The 16416-nt window shown below is 40.0% G+C and carries 15 protein-coding genes and 1 pseudogene; 12 read left to right on the top strand and 4 right to left on the bottom strand.

The annotated features are described in order from the left end of the window. Positions 1-26: 26 nt before the first annotated feature. Positions 27-1283 carry a sensor histidine kinase gene (locus tag ACTO17_RS06655; protein ID WP_482557353.1) on the bottom strand — a complete coding sequence of 419 codons (1257 nt, stop codon included), beginning with the start codon at positions 1281-1283 and terminating at the stop codon, positions 27-29. Positions 1284-1340: 57 nt separating this feature from the next. Then, a complete protein-coding gene (locus ACTO17_RS06660; protein WP_482557354.1) occupies positions 1341-2003 on the bottom strand; it encodes a response regulator transcription factor in 663 nt (220 codons plus the stop codon). 174 nt (positions 2004-2177) lie between these two features. On the opposite strand from ACTO17_RS06660, the gene ACTO17_RS06665 reads away from it, so the two are divergent. The 12 genes from ACTO17_RS06665 (at position 2178) to ACTO17_RS06720 (ending at position 14245) form a co-directional block, all read left to right on the top strand. Continuing rightward, a complete protein-coding gene (locus ACTO17_RS06665; RefSeq protein WP_482557355.1) occupies positions 2178-2894 on the top strand; it encodes a LytR/AlgR family response regulator transcription factor in 717 nt (238 codons plus the stop codon). A 1-nt stretch (position 2895) separates the two neighbouring features. Beyond that, positions 2896-3456 carry a hypothetical protein gene (locus ACTO17_RS06670; protein WP_482557356.1) on the top strand — a complete coding sequence of 187 codons (561 nt, stop codon included), beginning with the start codon at positions 2896-2898 and terminating at the stop codon, positions 3454-3456. A gap of 71 nt (positions 3457-3527) precedes the next feature. Then, positions 3528-4163: a sensor histidine kinase gene (locus ACTO17_RS06675; protein WP_482557357.1), complete on the top strand. Its 636-nt coding sequence runs from the start codon at positions 3528-3530 to the stop codon at positions 4161-4163. Positions 4164-4343: 180 nt separating this feature from the next. Next, a complete protein-coding gene (locus ACTO17_RS06680) occupies positions 4344-5510 on the top strand; it encodes an ABC transporter permease family protein (RefSeq protein WP_482557358.1) in 1167 nt (388 codons plus the stop codon). Positions 5511-5523: 13 nt separating this feature from the next. Then, positions 5524-6213, top strand: coding sequence for an ABC transporter ATP-binding protein (locus tag ACTO17_RS06685; protein WP_482557359.1), 690 nt, complete (start codon positions 5524-5526; stop codon positions 6211-6213). A gap of 43 nt (positions 6214-6256) precedes the next feature. Next, complete coding sequence (locus tag ACTO17_RS06690) at positions 6257-7684, top strand: radical SAM protein (RefSeq protein WP_482557360.1); 1428 nt, start codon at positions 6257-6259, stop codon at positions 7682-7684. Continuing rightward, positions 7681-8781: a P-loop NTPase family protein gene (locus ACTO17_RS06695; protein WP_482557361.1), complete on the top strand. Its 1101-nt coding sequence runs from the start codon at positions 7681-7683 to the stop codon at positions 8779-8781. The genes ACTO17_RS06690 and ACTO17_RS06695 overlap by 4 nt, the downstream gene beginning before the upstream one ends. Positions 8782-8783: 2 nt before the next feature. Next, the gene (locus tag ACTO17_RS06700) at positions 8784-9050 is read left to right on the top strand and encodes a hypothetical protein (RefSeq protein ID WP_482557362.1); all 267 of its coding nucleotides are present in this window, start codon (positions 8784-8786) and stop codon (positions 9048-9050) included. A 45-nt stretch (positions 9051-9095) separates the two neighbouring features. Further along, positions 9096-9290, top strand: coding sequence for a hypothetical protein (locus tag ACTO17_RS06705; protein WP_482557363.1), 195 nt, complete (start codon positions 9096-9098; stop codon positions 9288-9290). Positions 9291-9644: 354 nt separating this feature from the next. Then, a complete protein-coding gene (locus tag ACTO17_RS06710; RefSeq protein WP_482557364.1) occupies positions 9645-11351 on the top strand; it encodes an ABC transporter permease family protein in 1707 nt (568 codons plus the stop codon). Positions 11352-11391: 40 nt separating this feature from the next. After that, positions 11392-12573 carry a S8 family serine peptidase gene (locus ACTO17_RS06715; RefSeq protein WP_482557365.1) on the top strand — a complete coding sequence of 394 codons (1182 nt, stop codon included), beginning with the start codon at positions 11392-11394 and terminating at the stop codon, positions 12571-12573. A 1-nt stretch (position 12574) separates the two neighbouring features. After that, positions 12575-14245, top strand: coding sequence for an ABC transporter ATP-binding protein (locus ACTO17_RS06720; protein ID WP_482557366.1), 1671 nt, complete (start codon positions 12575-12577; stop codon positions 14243-14245). Positions 14246-14435: 190 nt separating this feature from the next. On the opposite strand, the gene ACTO17_RS06725 is transcribed toward ACTO17_RS06720, so the two are convergent. Further along, positions 14436-15887, bottom strand: a complete 1452-nt coding sequence (locus ACTO17_RS06725) for a GBS Bsp-like repeat-containing protein (protein WP_482557387.1) — start codon at positions 15885-15887, stop codon at positions 14436-14438. A 126-nt stretch (positions 15888-16013) separates the two neighbouring features. Then, a pseudogene (locus ACTO17_RS06730) lies at positions 16014-16370 on the bottom strand (CHAP domain-containing protein); the annotation flags it as partial. Positions 16371-16416: the final 46 nt, after the last annotated feature.

A 16416-nucleotide genomic window follows, 5' to 3' on the forward strand; every position in this document is an offset into this window, starting at 1 on the left:
AAAGGATTTTTCTTTCTGAGAATGATTCATTGACGCTCTAATCTAACAGAAATCTTCGTTCCTTCTCCCAATCTGCTCTCAATTTTCATGGTTCCGTGATGCACCACCGCAATCTGATCACAGAGTGCAAGGCCCAGTCCCATATTTCCGCTTTTCCTGGAACGGGACTTATCCACGCGATAAAAAGCTTTCCGGACTTTATCCACTTCTTCCGGGGGAATTCCACACCCTTCGTCTCTCACCCAGAGGGAATCCTCATCTGCTCCCAGATAAATCCGGCTGCCGGGCTCAGACGCCATAATACTGTTGTTTATCAGGTTAATCAAAAAGCTTGTCATCAAATCTTCATCCAGTTTCCTGGTTTTTCCCTGATAATTCCCCTCCCGCATCAGTTGAATCCCTGTTTCCTGCAGCCTGTGGGACATATTATCTTCCACTGCTTCAAAGAGATGCTCGAGAGATACCTCCTGCAGCATCACTTTGCATTCCGCTTCATACAGTCTCGTTAATTCCATCATTTTCTCTGTCAGACGGGACAGCCTGCCGCTTTCCTGATTAATATAACGCAGGGATTTCTCCTCCTGCTCAGGGGATAACTTTACGTTCAGAAGGGTTTCTGAATACCCTTTGATGGCTGTCAGCGGGGTCTTTAATTCATGGGACATGCTTCCGATTAACTGTCTCTGGGTTTCGTTAATTGCCTGCAGGGGTTTTGTAATTTTCTTAATCAAAAATACTAACAGCGCTGCCATCGCCAGGGAGGCCCCGCAGGAAATCAGAAGCTCCTGAATCATCAGATCCCGGCTTTTATCATAAATATAAGTGACATCCACTGCATAAAATATGGAATAATTGGAAGATTTCATCCGGTAATACCTGACCGCATCCTTTTCAAAAAACACCAGAATATATCTGCCGCCGCTTTTCTCTAACACACAATTTATGGGACTTTCTATATTCTTTACATTAACATTCTTCACATCAAATTCATAAGGGCTGTCATTGTACAATTCCTCTTCTTCTTTATATAACGCTGAATTTTCCGGCATATTTTCCCGAAAACAGTAGATGATTACATGATCTGACAACTGAGACTTTAAGTTTGCATTAGACAGCTTCTGGCTGAAATTCCCGGAAGCATTTTCATAGATTTTACGTTCTTTTTCTTTCATCAAATCAATTTTTTCCTGACGACTGGTAAAAATTACATAAAACGAAAAAATCTGCGCCAACACAAAAAGCATGGTTGACGCAGTAAATGCAATTTTCTTAATCATATCCATCGGTATCCCTCCACCCGGTATCTCCATTGATGTTCGGCTGCTGCATGAAGTTTCTGTTCATGGAACTTCCATTCGATATCCTACCCTTGGCACAGTAATTATCACATCGGAAAAATCCAGTTTTTTGCGGATATTTCCCACATGCACATCAACCGTCCGGCTCTCTCCCTGAAAATCCACGCCCCAGAGAATATTCAAAATCTGATCTCTTGTAATGACCCGGTTCCGATATTTCCAGAATACCAGAAGGCAGTCAAATTCCATGGGCTGCATGGGGATTTCTTTTCCGCTTTTTAATACGGTTCTCTTCTTTTCATTGATGATCACGTCACGGATTCGGATTTCCTCTGTCTCTTCTCTGCCGCATCGTTTCAATACATTGTCTATGCGGACTAAAAGCTCCAGCATCTCAAATGGTTTTACAATATAATCTTCCGCTCCGCTTCTTAAGCCCTTTACCTTACTGGGCAAATCTCCTTTGGCTGTCAGGTAAATCACAGGGATTCTGTGTTCCTTCAGTTCCTCCAACAGTTCAAATCCGTCTTTTCCCGGAAGCATAATATCCAAAAGGGCCAGGGAGTAATCGTCCTGTTCTTTTAAATGGCGGCTGAATTCATTGCCGTCAAAAAAAGGAACCGGATTGTAGCCTGCAATTTCAAGATTCATGCAGATTAGATCGTTGATGGGCGGTTCATCTTCTATCACTAATATCTTTTTCATATTATCACCAAGTCTATTATAGCGAAGATTGGAAAAGAAAGCGAGAGGGATTTGTAAAGGTTTTGTAAAAGTGTTTTCAAAATTTTTATGAAGTTGTGTTATAATAAGTTTACAAAGATACGGTTTTTGGAATTCTATGGATATTCAAAATAATCTGAAAACGAGGAAGAAAATATGTTAAATATTGTGATATGTGATGATGAGAAAGGAACATGTGAGGAATTAAAAGACATATTGATCAATCATGCGTCCAGGAATCAGACGTCTTATCATATAGAGACTTACTATACAGGAACAAATTTGTCAGAGGCTTTGATGAATCATAACAGAGCAGACATTCTTTTTCTTGACATTGCGCTGCCCGGAGTGGATGGAATTAATGTAGGAAAAATGATCCGGAATACGATAGGCGATGAGCAGACAGTCATAGTCTATATTTCGTCAAGCAAATCCTATGCGTTGGAGCTGTTTCAAAACCGCCCCTTTGATTTTCTGACAAAACCGCTGGAAGAAGAAAAAATAACGTCTGTCATGGATAAAATCCTCCAGTTCCTGAGAAAAAACGTCTCTTTTCTGGAGTTTCGAAACAAAGGGAAATTGTATAAGATACCCTATAGAGACATCCTTTATCTGCAGAGTGAAAAAAGGAAAATCAGGGTGGTGACAGTGAGGGGGATAAAAGAGTATTATGGAAAGTTAAATGAAACGGAGGAACTGCTTCCTGCCGACACTTTTTTGAAAATACATAAATCTTATCTTATCAATACGTATTTCGTAGAAACTTATACATACGAACAAATTACAATGGTTGACGGCAGCGTGCTGAATATCAGCCAGCCGCAAAGACCTTACGTAAGAAAGAAAATTTTGGAGAGTGAGAGGAGAAAATAAAATGGGGATTAAGGGGATATTACTGAGCATAACGGCCAATGCCGTTCGAACTGCTGCCATTAAAAAAATGGTTGACACATTTGCAGACAAAAAAGTCTGTCTTTGGAAATTCCATTGGATATTATATCTGTTTTTCTGGGGATTTACCAGCACAATTTACCACCTCTTTTATGATCCGCTTTTTAACCTTTTATGCAATATCCTGGGGCTTATTCTAGTACTTTTGCCATATTACATAAAGACTTCGAGAAAAGCGCTTACCGTGTTTTTGATTTATGGGATCAATGCTTTGGACGACAGTATCGTAGTATTTACTTTTTCAAAGTATCAGTACGGAAACTCTGTGAATCCCCTGCAGGAATATGTTACAAGTCTGGTGATGTTTCTGGCTGCAATGATTATGGAGAGGACGATAAGGGCAGAAAGAGACTCTGCCCTTCCTGTCAGATATCAAGCTTCGCTGGGAATTGTTCCTGTTATAAGCATAGGAGTTATTTTTTACGTGGTAAAGATGGGGGAGCAGTTCAGGGGGGTTGTTTTTTTACAGCGACAGGGCTGCTGATCATTAATATCTTAAATATATATATCTATCAGTCATTAATTCAGTTTTATTCCACATACATGGAACAAAAAATGCAGGAACCAATCATGCATATATACGCCCAGGAATTAGAGAGCATACAGGAATCTCAAAAAAATGAAAAAACCTTATGGCATGATATAAAACACCATATCATTGAATTGAAAATGCTGCTGAAAGAAAAAAAGATTCAGGAAGCGCAGGAATATCTAAAAGAGATGGAACAATTTATGACAGGCTCCCATGAGACAGCAGCTACGGGAAACCAGGAAGTGGACGGCATTCTGGAGTATATGATAAAGAGAGCAAACAGAACATTAAAAGAAGTGAACGTGCAGATAAATATTCCAGAAGGGATGTTCCATGGAAATTTTAAATTATGCACCATTTTGGGAAATCTGCTGGATAATGCAATTCGGGAATCGCAAAAAACAGAACGCAGCTATTTGAACGTTGAAATATACGTAAAATCCGGCATTCTTTTTCTGTTTATAGAAAACAGCTATTCCGGCAATATCATCAAACGAAAAGAAACATTTAAGACAACTCAAAAAGATGCGGCCCGTCATGGAATCGGGCTGGAAAATGTCAGGAAAATGATAGATATGTGCGGGGGAGAGATTAATATAAGTAACACGGAAGATATCTTTAAGGTGGAAGCGCTTCTGTATATCAATTCCGCGAAATAATTTCTCAGGAAATTACATGATTTTTTACATAAACATGATTAATTTATTACATCTTGATAAAAATAGAAAATTTGTATGGTATAATGATAAAAAATATTCAGGATGTACCCTGATACTAAGATTAGCGAGGTAACAATGTACAGAATAAAATACGCAGTGAGAAACAAAAGCAGAAGTTTTTTGTTAATTCTAATCTCCTTTATCTTTATCAGCTTTATCTTTATTTATCTTGACAGCATTGACGGAAACTACCGCGCCCTGGAAAATTTAGGAGAACAGATTCCCGTGTCCATATGCCTGACAGATGTCAGCGGGATACGGCAGCAAGGACTTAGGATTCAGGAAAAAACGGCGGATCATTTAGAGCAGTTAGATGTGAAAGAGAAAGTGCTGACTGCCGAAAGCTACGGCAATGTCAGCCGCGGCGGCCAGGACAAAGAGAAAATAAGCGTGTTCCTCACCGCTGCCAATGACGCCTCTGCATTCCTGCTTGAGCCGGAAAGCCTTACCGTCAGCATGGAGGAATTTGAGACAATGCTGTCAGAGGACGCCGGAGTCTGCCTCCTGAGCAGAGAATATGCAGAAGAACGGGGGCTGGACTGCCAGCCGGGAGACGTGTTGGAACTGAACCTTTACAGCGGAAAATATGATGAAATCGGCCAGGTGGACGGATTTGAAAAGGTCGCCTCCACTCAGATAGAAATAGGCGGATTCTTCCAGGGACGCGTATATGACAGCATAATGACGGAAGAACCCAATGTCATCTGTTCAGCGGATTGGCTTAGAGGCCGGTACGCAGCGGAAGGGAAACCTTTCTATTACTCTTCGGCAAGAGGGGTGGTTGGAAATCCCATGGAACTGAATGCATGGAAGGAAAAAGCGAGGGAGCTTTCCTTCTTCCCCATGGACACACAGAAGCCGGAGGACATTGCGCAGATAGCTCTGTCGGTGGATGATAGAAACTATATCCAGACAGCTTCTAAAATCAAGAAGAACATAGAAATTTTAAAGATATTCGTCATACCGGTTTTTGTTTTGCTTATTCTTTTGGAGGCATTGATTTTCTTTCTGTCCATCCATAACCAGAAAAGGGAAATCTTCCTGATGCGCTGCCTGGGGATGAAAAGATTTGAGATTATCCTGCAGCTGCTGCTGGAAGGAAGCGCATTAGCTGTTATCGGGAGCGGAGCGGCCATGGCTGCTTTACTCTGTGCCGGCTATGGATTTCCGGCAGACACCTGGCTGAAAGTATTTCTTGCATTTATGGCGGTGCAGTTCCTTGGCTCAGCGTTTTCCGCCATCCTTGTGTGCCGGAAAAACGTGCTGTATATCGGGAAGACGTATTAGGAGAAGAACGAATATGAATAAGTTAAAAATAGAAAATGTAAGTTACCGTTACAGTAATCACTATCAAACCACGTACGCTCTTCGGGAAGTGAACGCCCAGTTCCAGTCGGGGCAGTTCTGCGTCATTGAAGGAAAGTCCGGGAGCGGAAAAACCACGATGCTTTCCCTCCTGGCGGGCCTTGACCTCCCCTCGGAAGGAACCATTTACCTGGATGAGAAAAGCTACCGGGAGCTGGACCGGGATAAACTCAGAAGAAATCAGCTGTCCATTATTTTTCAGAATTACAACTTATTTCCCATGCTGACCGTACAGGAAAACATTGCCTATCCCCTCGGACTCACAGGCAGAAAGAAAGGAAACTGGAAAGAACGGATCAATGAAATCTTAGAAAGCGTGGGATTAAACGAAACCATGCAAAAAAAGTTTCCCGGAATGCTGAGCGGCGGGGAGCAGCAGCGGGTGGCAATTGCCCGGACTATAGCGTCGGAAGCCCCGATTATCCTGGCGGACGAGCCAACTGGGAATCTGGACACGGCCAACAGCGGGCGGATTGTGGAAAAACTGAAAAAACTGTCCCATGAAGATGGGCGGTGCGTCATTCTGGTCACCCATGATCCGGACATTGCCCGGCAGGCGGACGTGCTGTACCGGATGAGTGACGGGCGGATTGTGGAGAAAAAGAACCGTATAGGTGATAGATAACATACAGGATTAACGTATTGTGTAAAATGAAGGGAGAATAAAAATGAAACCATTGATTTGTCCGATTAAAACACCGTTAGGGTATTATTTTTATGAAACGCAGAGGAATGAGATTATAACAGTCAATGAAGAGATATATGAAAGGATTACGAATTGGGATTCTGTAGAGAAAATGAAATATTCAGAAAGAAACGAAAAGACAGAATATGCCATTAATGAACTAAAAGAATTGGGATACTTAAACGAACCATATATTGAGAAACTTGAACATCCAGCAACGAGATATTTGGATATTATGCTCGAAAGGAAAGTTAGTAAAATATTGCTGCAACTTACACAAAAATGTAATTTGCGCTGTCATTACTGTGTTTATTCAGAAGAGAAAAATTTAGGGACGAGAAGCCACTCTAATAAGAATATGAGTTATGAGACAGCAAAAAAGGCTATAGATTTTTATATGAACCATTCCGTAGATTGTGAAGAAAAGGTGATTGGATTTTATGGTGGTGAACCACTCCTTCAATTTGATTTAATAAAAAGAATTATAGATTATTGTAATAAAACTTTTAGAGGACATAGGATTTTGTATACAATAACAACCAATGGAACTTTGCTGACAGATGAGATAATAGATTTTTTGGTAAAAAATCGGGTATCCATTACTGTTAGTTTCGATGGACCTAAAGAAATTCATGATAAGAATAGAAAATATATCAATAATGAAGGTTCTTACGATACAGTAATGAAAAATTTAAAAAAATTAAAGACTAAGTGCGACAATGAAAAACAGTGTTCTGTTAATATGGTTATTGACACCGATAATGAATATAAAAAAATTTCTGATTTTTTTAATGAGCCGATTATAAAAAATATTAGAGTAAGATGGAATATAGTTGAAGAAGATAATAATGTTAAAGCTGTGAACGAGCAATTTATATCAAATTTTGAATATCAAACATTTTTGGGATATGTCAGATATCTAAGAGAAAATAATTTTGTTGCGCCGGATGGGCTAGTGCAAGGGGAATTTGAAAATAGGGCAATTGTTGATAGTCATTTTAACTCATATTTTTTACCAAACATTACCGCACCGGGAGGACCATGCATTCCTGGAAAATTGAGGCTGATGGTAGATTGTGATGGAAAGTTCTTTCCATGTGAGAGAATCAGTGAAACATCAATATGTACAAATATTGGAAGCCTTGATGATGGATTCGATAATGAAAAGATAAATAGCTTGCTAAATATTGCGCAGCTTACAGAGGAATGTAAAAATTGTTGGGCTTTTTCTTTATGTTCGGTATGTGCAAAACAAGCTGTGAATAAGGATAAACTATGTGTAGAAAGTAAAAGAAAACAATGTACAGTTTCTAGGAGAAGCGCTTGGAATCAGCTTATGGATAGGATTCTTTTATATGAAAATAGGATACATGAGAAGAAAATGAACACAATTAAGGAGGGAGTTTTTTGAAAAAAGAAAGAACATGTATTATAGCATTTACAAAGAAAGAGATTTCACTTATAAAATGTCCTCCTGATAAATATGATATTAGGTTCATTATCTCAACAGGAACAGAATTAGAAGGAAAAGACATATCCTTTTTGAAGAATTATAATGAAATAGGCATTGTTATCAGTGCTGATTGGAAAAAAGGTATCAGAGAATGTGAAACAGTAATAATTGCTGATATTGAAATTAGAGAAGAAGAACAATTAAAGACACTATTGTATAATATTATTGAAGAGACATTACTTGAGGGAAAAAAAATTATATGTTTTTTTAAATTGGAGAAAGCAAGACAGAGAAAATTTCAAGCTTTGGCTTCCGAAAATAAAACATCTTTTACATCTATCTATAAACCTGTTGAGATGCAAGAAAAGACACGGTTTGAAAAAATAGAATTTAAAACTCCTATCATATTCATAGGAGAAATGACTCACGAGTGCGATGGATATGAGATAGCCTTGAAATTAATGCAAAGGTTAAAAAGAGATAATATGAAGGGTACTATAGTTAGTGAGAATAAATATAATGCGCTCTATGAGCACCAATATTTCGTTCAGTTTTATGACAAATATATATCAGAAAATAGTGTTGATAAAATTAAGATTCTTATAAAAAGGATTGAAGAGGAAGAAAATCCTGATGTCATAATTATAAAATTACCAAAACCTATGACAGCGTTTGATAATAGTATAGTTTATGACTATGGAATCAGCGCATATGTAATCTCACAGGCAATCCATGCGGATTATTGTTTATATTGCGGACTAAGTGAAGTGCTCTCAGAAGATTTTATATTTAATATAAATGAGCATTTTAAACACAAATTTGGATATCCCATATCTGCATTTCATATCAGCAACCAAATTACTGACATAGCTTTTGAACCTCAGGAACAAGTGGATACCATTTATATACCTGTGGGCAAAACGGAACAAGAAGCTTATAATTTACGAGAAAAACAAGGAAAGCAAGTTTATCAATTATTAAATGAACCTGATTTTGAACTATTTTATAAAACTTTAAAAAACGAGTTGTTTGATTTCTCATATGGGAGGATATAAGGATGAAAGATGAATATACCAAAGAAAATATTATGGCATACATTTGTCAACTTATTAATGAATATTTCAACGTTAGACATGAAGCAACAGCTGATAATCGGAACGTGCCATTGACATCATCTTTCTTTGGTTTAAGCGCAATTCAATTATATCAGATTTTAATGGCGGTGGAAGAAAAATATAATGTTTATTTTTCAGTTTCAAAAATAGAAGACAACGGATTTTTGACAGTGGATGATATTGCAAGATTAGTTCAAATGAATTTATAAACGCATATTGTATTAAACATGGACTTTGAGAAGAAAGGAGAACTTATGAAAAAATTAAAAAAAATGGATACTAAAGTTGGCCAAACTGTATTTTCCTTTAAATGTCCTTGTGGAGTTTGTTCAACAACAGAATGCAGATGTGATTCAAGATCTACTGCGTATGCAGATACCAGGGTTTGGGGAAGTCATTTTTTGAATTCAAATCAAGGCGGCTCAGCTACAGGTGGAGCTGGAAGATAAAACTTTGCAGAACAAAAGTTAGGTGCTTAATTTATAATCTGATTCAAATGACTTTAAAGATAGTATAGTAACGAATTTATTAAAAGATTTTTATTTCTATAAGTTTATGTTTAATATATATGAATTACTCAGGCCTCATAGAGAACAAATGAGTAGAGATATGAGGTCTGAGTATCAATGATTCAGCATAACATCAAAAATTGACAGAAAGAATATTGTGTGAGAATGATGAGAAAAAACGATTGTGTGAAAAACAGCATAAAACAATTATTCCGTAGAAAATGGATGAGCATTTTATTCTTTTGTATCATTATGTTTGGCACAGTGTTTTTCGCATTGGGATGCAGTCTGTGGATGAGTGTCCAAGATTCCATAAACCGAATGAAGGACAGCTTCACCACCATAGGGACTGTGACACAGAAGCCAGACAGTATATTGACGGAACAAGAATGGGACGCGGAACTGCAAAAATATAAAATAACTGAAAGAGCAGGCTATACGCAGATTCTAAATGAAGAATTATTAAACAGCCTTGACGTTGCATACATAAACAAAGTGGAGCACAGGCCGTTTTACGGTGCGGTTTCTCCTGATTTTATTACAGGCACATTAGCAAGGGATGGCGCCTATCCCACTTCATCATTAGTGGAATTTTCACCTCTTGAAAACAGTCTCCCAAACTCTCCGGTGAAGGTAGAGATAAAAAATGTTTATTGGGGAGATGGGGAACCTTCCATGGTTGGAAAGGAAATTTGGTTTTGTGACCATTACAGGGAGGAGACGGAGCCGTTAGAAGCAGGTAAGACATATATTGCGCTTCTGTCAATGAATATTTATGGCGATACCCGTATAAAGGAAGAATATTCCTTTGAATATGTTCCAGCTGCAGTTTTTCCAGACTGGAAACCATCGCTGCGCTGGCAGGAAGTAAGCGCAGGTTTTTGGAATACGGAAGATGGAGCGTTATGGCAGAATCTTATTGATGAATTAAACAAATTGACATTTGAAACAGCGCCCGTTACACCGACAGAAAATATTGAACTATTAAGCCCTTTTCATGACGGCCAGGCTTCTATCGTGGAAGGAGAATCCATCAGCGGTAATGAATATGAAAATGGTTCCAAGGTATGTCTGATTTCCCAGACGTTTGCCAAATTAAATAATCTCAAAGTCGGGGACAAAATTAAATTACAGATGTTTTTTACAGATTATAAATATTCTAAAGTATCAATGTCGTCTGGAGGGGGAGGATTGTTTCGGTTGGATATTTTAACTCCGGAAGGACAAAAATATGATGTGTTTTTTGAATCGGATTATGTCATTAAAGGAATATATTTATATCATTCACCAGGATGGAATCTGTATGAACTGGCGCCAGATGAGATTATCATTCCAAGTGCGTCCGTTCCAGAAGAGAAGGTCAGGAACATCATTGCGGAAGGCCCCATGCAGGGCTATAACGCTTCATTTCAGATAGAAAATGGAGGAATCAACGACTTTTACAAGGAATTCTCCAAACTTCCGGAATCTTCCCTTCTGGAAGTGACTTTTGATGATAAAGGATATGAGAGTTTCGCCTCCCAGATGAACAACTTGCAGACCATAGCCGTCATTATATTCCTGGTGGGTTTTGTATCGGTAATTGCAAGCAGCGCATTTTTACTGTATTCAGCCATTATTCGACAGAGAAGACGCACAGCTATTGAACGGGCATTGGGAATGACCCGGAGGGAATGCAGAGTATCCCTGCTGACGGGAATTATGCTTTTAACGATCGCTGCCGCCTGCGTTGGAGGAACCATTGGGGGAATTACCAATGAAAAGATGCTGAATACGGCGTCTCTGGAGGAAGATTATTTCAGTTCTATGTATTCCAAGGGGATTGCAGGGAATAAAAACGAGGAACTGTCTGTTGCTGTTAACCAGAATATTGTAAGGAACAGCATTGTATTCGCAGTAAGTGTAGAAGTGCTGGGCACATTTGCAATGTCCCTGTTTTTGACTGGAAGGAACTTAAAAGTGAATCCAATTCAATTATTGGGAGTAAGAGAGGAAGAATAGAAATCAGCTTTGCATCAAGCTGGCAGGAAATTGCCTGTACATGTACGGAAAGAAGGGACAGCCATTGAGGTTAAACATAGCAGTTATTGACAATGGAGTAAACAGGGAATTGTTAGAAATCCTTCTGCCCCATAAGAAAGATACCGTGGACTGCCGGCAGATTTCAGACGGGACCTGCGTTCCTCAGTTTCTGGAACCGGAGGGAGATCTGGAATCTCATGGAACACTGTGCGCGGCCCTTCTTATGGAATTTTTAGAAAAAAATCATGCTGCGGATTGCCGGATATCCAGTGTTTCCATCTTGAATCGAAACCGCGGCCAGGAACTTGGTGAATTCTGCGCTGCGCTGGAGTGGTGCGTTGCCAAAAAGATGGATGTGGTTTTGATGAGCATCGGTGTCAAGATTCCGGCATATGCAAAAAGGCTCCTGCCATTTCTGGATAGAGCGAAGAATCAGGGAACCATCCTGCTTGCGGCGGCTTCCAATTCCTTTGAAATTACTTATCCCGCCTGTTATGGAGACGCAATCGGCGTAAAAAAGGGTTGCTGCTATGGAATAAAAGCCATCTGGGAGCCGAAGGACGGCATAGATCTGGAAGGGAATTTTGAATCTTCCTGCGTGATGGATCGGTACAGCCAGTGGATCGGGGAACCATATGGAGTTTCCAACAGCTTTGCGCTGCCTTATATAGCCGCATCCATATGTTTCCTGCTGCAGCAATATGGAAAGATTGGAAAAAGGGATCTTGTGAGGTGTTTTTCAGAAAAAGAAGGTATTGACCATGAAACTTTCATTAATCCTGCTGTCCGCATTGCGAAAGGAAGAAACCTGCCTCCGGCCTCGTACATGGAAGAGCCCATACCAAAAATAGCAGTGATTTATCAAGAATGTGCAGGAAAAAAACTGAAATCAGCTCTGGAAGACATTGTGCTGCGGTTCGAAAAGAAAGGTTATTCCTGCATCTGCACGGCCGACTGGGAAAAGAAGAACGACTTTGAAAAAAATATTTTTCCCTTGTCTTATGATAAAATCCAGGATGAGGTTCAGCGTTACAGCTTATATTTCAGGAATAACAGCTTAATCATTTTCTTTGCGAAACAACACAAGACGGAACCGGAATTTATCGTACAAATGGATCAGACGATCGTCTTTGAGGATAAAGAAGACAGAAATCTCGCGGACTGGATTGTTCAGAAGATTTTACAACAGATGAGGTGTTAAGATGAATAAAAAGAAAGATTACTATTATCTGGGAAAATTGCTAGCATTACTGAAGCCCTATAAATATTATCTGGCCGCCATTTTTCTGTGTCTGATTGCTTCGTCCGCCATTGTTTTTTTGCAGCCGCTGCTGATCAGCAGGCTGACAGACCAGGGATTGTTGGAAATGAATTTTTCTGTAACGGTAAAGCTGACGCTTCTGATCTTTTTGCTGATTGCTGCGGGGCAGATCATATCTTTTCTGCGATCCTGGATGTTTGTCCATATCCATAATTCTTTCTATTTTTCTTTGATTTCACGGGGATTCCAAAAGCTGATGCGCTTAAAAATATCTTATTTTACGGAGAAGAGCAGCGCAGAAATTATAGACAATATGCGGGTGGACGCATCAAACGCCGCTTTGATCACAGATCAGTTTTTCGGATTTACCATTGAATATCTTTTTCGGATTGTCAGCGGTCTGGTGGGGCTGTTTGTCATAAGCTGGAGGCTGACTCTTGTTGTAATTCTGATTGTACCGATCAAGTATGGGATTGTCAGCCTGATTTCCAGAAAAACAAGAAAATGGACCCAAGAGCGTTTGGAGAAATTAAGCAATTTCACAGGATGGTTCAGTGAAAATATAGATGGAATCAAGGAGATAAAGTTGTGGGGCCTTTATCGGAAACAATGGGAGGAATTTCAAAAGCGGCAGAAAGAATTGCTGAAACTGCATCAAAAGGAATCGCTGCTTGAGAGCGTGAATAATAATATAGAGACGGCGCTGAGCTGGGGAGTCACAGGGCTTTTGTACATTTTGGGAGGGATGCAGATGGCAGAGGGCCATCTGTCGTTAGGGGGAGTATTTGCTTTTATTTCTTACAGCGGTTATGTAACGGATCCGATTATGATGCTGCTGAACCTGCGGATCTTTTTTTCCACAATCATTCCTTCCGCAGAACGTCTCTTTCAAATCTTCGAATTGGAGGAAGAATCTGATACTGGAAAATTAAAAGTAAAACAAGATCAGGGTATACAAATCGAATACCGACAGGTTTCTTACGCTTATGAAAATGGCAGAAGCATTCTAACGAGCGCCGACATCAAAATCACTCAGGGGGAGAAAGTAGCCATTGTGGGAGAAAATGGAAGCGGAAAGACCACGTTTTTAAATCTGCTGCTGCGCTTTTTGGAACCCCAGGAGGGAGAAATCACGGTAAACGGGACGAATATCAATGAAATAGAAGCGGACAGCTACCGGGGGCTGTTTGCAGTGGTGGATCAGGCGCCTTATCTGTTTAGCGGAACCATACGGGAAAACATTGATTTGGATTTGCGGACGGACAGGGAGACATTTCTTAGAGCCTGTGAAAAAAGCGGCGCGGATAATTTCATTGCAAAACTGCCTGAAAAAGAGAAAAGCGTCATCGGGCAGAACGGTTCCATGCTGTCAGGGGGTGAACGGAAGAAGGTTGCGGTGGCCCGAGCAATGGTAAGGGAAGCGCCCATTATTGTTCTGGATGAAGCCACAGCCGGATATGACGGGGAATCCGACGCCCACCTACATGATTTTCTGATCCATCAGACAAAAGGAAAGACGCTGATTGTAATCACTCACAATCTGGAGCATTTAGAAGGCATGGATCGCGTGTATTGTTTGGAGGATGGGAAATTATGCCCGCAAGCCAAATGATTTGCCAATAGATTTCAGAACCGCGAACTATTTCGCGGCAGTGCCTATATTTGACGAACCTCATCCAGGAAATGAACTATTATAGTTATCAAGTGAAAAAAATCATCAAGCTGATGCATTCTCTTGGATACAAATATTAATTTTTGTTGGACTGCCGGAAAACCCTTTCCGACAGCCCAACGAAACAAAATTATACTTTCACTTTCTTTGTCTTACTGTAACTGCCATATACTTTGCTTCCAGTAGAATCTGTTTTATAAGCCCTGATACGCACATAATAATTTTTCTTCTTTTTTAATCCTTTCACTGTTTTTGACAGAGAATAGGTATTGGATTTTTTCACAGAAGATTTGAATTTCTTACTGGTGGAATAACAGATTTCATATCCGTCTGAACCGCTGATTTTCCTGTATTTTACCAGAAATTTCCCTTTTCCGCGTTTTTTCAGGGTAGTTATCACTGCTTTTTTAGGCTTTGTGACTGTTTCCCAACGGGCATATAAAGTCTGTGACTTTGTGACCCTTGTGTAATAGGACATTTTTACGCCGCCGGTTCTCTCTGTATACCATCCTTTGAACAAATATCCCTTTCGCTGAATAGAAGGCATACTTCCCATCATCTGATTTCGCCGGACTGTGATTGTCCGCCGGCTGAGATTTGTTCCTCCGTTTCCGTCAAAAGTAATGGTGCATGTAGTTTGGGCAGGTTGTTCCGCATCCTCCGGATCGCCAGAATCTTCGGTATCTTCCGGCCTGCCGTTTACGGTATTGTCCGGTTTACTGCTGTCTTCGGTATTTCCAGGATTGCTGCTGTCGCCGGTGTTACTGCCATCTCCTGGATTACCCGGATTCTCCGGATCTCCTGGATTATCCGGATTCTCTGGATCTTCCGGATTGCCTGGATTCTCTGGATCTCCTGAATTATCTGGTTCTTCATCATCCCCTGGATTACCTGGGTTTTCATCATCTCCTAGATTGCCCATCCCTGTTTCGATGATCTGGGAAGGAGCAATGCCTTTTACAAAATTTCCTGCAGAATCATAGGCATAGATATGTGTAATATATTCTCCCAATTCATAGTTATGATCGGAAATATTAACCCGATACATATAGGTATCCCCATCTGCTGTTCCGCTGCACAGGCTGTTGGTCGCCCAGTCTGCCACAATATCATCCTGTTCGTTATACGCAGTCCAGGTTGGAAACTGAACTCTGTTGATCCAGGTATTATCTGTAACGGTACAATACACAGTATATTCCGTATCTGTCACATCTGAAACAAAGATATTCGAAATTTCCGGTGGAGTGCGATCGATAAAAATTGGAATTCCGTTATTGGTATTTTCCCATGATGAATTTCCGGCTCCGTCATAAGCGTAAATATGCGTCGCATAGTATCCCTGGACTGCCCCGGATTTCAAATTAGCAATGTTTACTCTTACTGAAAATGTGTTTCCATTCCGACTTCCTTCCAACCACTCTGCATCGCCTCCCCCATGGATATCTATATTCCAGGAGGGAAATTTAACGCTTGTCACTCCCACATTGTCGCTGACTGTACAGGTGACAGTGTAGCCCTCGCTATTTACGTCTGAGATCTGCACATTGGAAATTACTGGGGGTTCGGTGTCGGCGGAAGTCAAATATACATACCCTAAAAAACCTGAACAACCTCCCGATGAACTAATTTTATTTTTTGATATATTTATCAAACGAACACCTGTGTTACCTGCATATGTATAAGACGATGGAAGCCCTCCTTCAGTCAAGGTAACAGTATCACCATTAACACTTTCTACAAATGCTACATGTCCATAATTTTTGTATGCCGCATTACTCGAAAATTTCCATATTGCAAGTGCATTAGCTTTTGGTTCACTTCCTCTTTGATATTGAGCGGGTAAATTTGTCCAATATGCAGAAGCTCCATATAAACCATATTCATTTTTTCCAGTAGGAGGAAGAGTTACTCCTATTTGAGACGCTCTTGCTTTTACCCAATCTACACATCCCGCTGTACTATAATCAGCAGCTTGAACCTTTTGATTTATTGGTACACATGATAAAATCATTACCATTATCAGTAATCCTGCTATTCTTCTCCTCCAGTTTTCTTTCTGTTTCATAAACACCCTTCTTTCTTACATACTGCCATTAACATAGGATATGCCG

The organism is Petralouisia sp., assembly GCF_056822245.1.